The following is a 2,008-nucleotide window of genomic DNA, read 5'->3' as shown; positions in this document are numbered from 1 at the left end:
TACATCAATTTTGATAAGTAGACATGGTAAAAACCTTGTATAGCATTTTACACAGCAGTCTGGACTTGACTGAGTTTATGGAAGAAGTTTTAATTGATGATAATATGGTTTTTGATATTGATAATTTAAAAGGATTTCTTAATGATACCAGTTCATTTGGGTTTATAGCTAAAGAAAATAATAAAATTATAGGATTTGCATATTGCTATACACTTTTAAGACCTGATGGAAAAACAATGTTTTATTTACACTCAATAGGAATGTTACCTAACTATCAAGACAAAGGTTATGGTTCAAAATTATTATCTTTTATTAAGGAATATTCTAAAGAGATTGGTTGTTCTGAAATGTTTTTAATAACTGATAAAGGTAATCCTAGAGCTTGCCATGTATATGAAAAATTAGGTGGTAAAAATGATTATAAAGATGAAATAGTATATGTATATGATTATGAAAAAGGTGATAAATAAATGAATATAGTTGAAAATGAAATATGTATAAGAACTTTAATAGATGATGATTTTCCTTTGATGTTAAAATGGTTAACTGATGAAAGAGTATTAGAATTTTATGGTGGTAGAGATAAAAAATATACATTAGAATCATTAAAAAAACATTATACAGAGCCTTGGGAAGATGAAGTTTTTAGAGTAATTATTGAATATAACAATGTTCCTATTGGATATGGACAAATATATAAAATGTATGATGAGTTATATACTGATTATCATTATCCAAAAACTGATGAGATAGTCTATGGTATGGATCAATTTATAGGAGAGCCAAATTATTGGAGTAAAGGAATTGGTACAAGATATATTAAATTGATTTTTGAATTTTTGAAAAAAGAAAGAAATGCTAATGCAGTTATTTTAGACCCTCATAAAAATAATCCAAGAGCAATAAGGGCATACCAAAAATCTGGTTTTAGAATTATTGAAGATTTGCCAGAACATGAATTACACGAGGGCAAAAAAGAAGATTGTTATTTAATGGAATATAGATATGATGATAATGCCACAAATGTTAAGGCAATGAAATATTTAATTGAGCATTACTTTGATAATTTCAAAGTAGATAGTATTGAAATAATCGGTAGTGGTTATGATAGTGTGGCATATTTAGTTAATAATGAATACATTTTTAAAACAAAATTTAGTACTAATAAGAAAAAAGGTTATGCAAAAGAAAAAGCAATATATAATTTTTTAAATACAAATTTAGAAACTAATGTAAAAATTCCTAATATTGAATATTCGTATATTAGTGATGAATTATCTATACTAGGTTATAAAGAAATTAAAGGAACTTTTTTAACACCAGAAATTTATTCTACTATGTCAGAAGAAGAACAAAATTTGTTAAAACGAGATATTGCCAGTTTTTTAAGACAAATGCACGGTTTAGATTATACAGATATTAGTGAATGTACTATTGATAATAAACAAAATGTATTAGAAGAGTATATATTGTTGCGTGAAACTATTTATAATGATTTAACTGATATAGAAAAAGATTATATAGAAAGTTTTATGGAAAGACTAAATGCAACAACAGTTTTTGAGGGTAAAAAGTGTTTATGCCATAATGATTTTAGTTGTAATCATCTATTGTTAGATGGCAATAATAGATTAACTGGAATAATTGATTTTGGAGATTCTGGAATTATAGATGAATATTGTGATTTTATATACTTACTTGAAGATAGTGAAGAAGAAATAGGAACAAATTTTGGAGAAGATATATTAAGAATGTATGGAAATATAGATATTGAGAAAGCAAAAGAATATCAAGATATAGTTGAAGAATATTATCCTATTGAAACTATTGTTTATGGAATTAAAAATATTAAACAGGAATTTATCGAAAATGGTAGAAAAGAAATTTATAAAAGGACTTATAAAGATTGATTATATAATATATGAAAAGCTATTATAAAAGACATTAGTATTAAATAGTTTAAAAAAATGAAAAATAATAAAGGAAGTGAGTCAAGTCCAGACTCCTG

The 2,008-nt window shown here is 24.9% G+C and carries 2 protein-coding genes; both read left to right on the top strand.

All coding sequences use genetic code 11. The features are described 5' to 3' along the window. Positions 1–77: 77 nt before the first annotated feature. Entirely contained in the window at positions 78–470 is a 393-nt protein-coding gene (locus KA824_RS12785) for a GNAT family N-acetyltransferase (protein WP_000393259.1), read from the top strand. Further along, positions 471–1,910 carry a bifunctional aminoglycoside N-acetyltransferase AAC(6')-Ie/aminoglycoside O-phosphotransferase APH(2'')-Ia gene (locus KA824_RS12780; protein ID WP_001028144.1) on the top strand — a complete coding sequence of 480 codons (1,440 nt, stop codon included), beginning with the start codon at positions 471–473 and terminating at the stop codon, positions 1,908–1,910. The last annotated feature ends 98 nt before the right edge of the window (positions 1,911–2,008 follow it).

It is taken from the genome of Staphylococcus sp. GDY8P198P (genome assembly GCF_017891615.1).
Taxonomy (GTDB): Bacteria; Bacillota; Bacilli; order Staphylococcales; family Staphylococcaceae; genus Staphylococcus; species Staphylococcus cohnii.
Note: the sequence above shows the minus strand (reverse complement) of the source record. Positions and strands in the feature narration are given on the sequence as shown.

Coding starts and splice junctions, on each gene's coding strand:
- KA824_RS12785 (WP_000393259.1), top strand. CDS start 78: ATGGAAGAAGTTTTAATTGATGATAATATGGTTTTTGATATTGATAAT.
- KA824_RS12780 (WP_001028144.1), top strand. CDS start 471: ATGAATATAGTTGAAAATGAAATATGTATAAGAACTTTAATAGATGAT.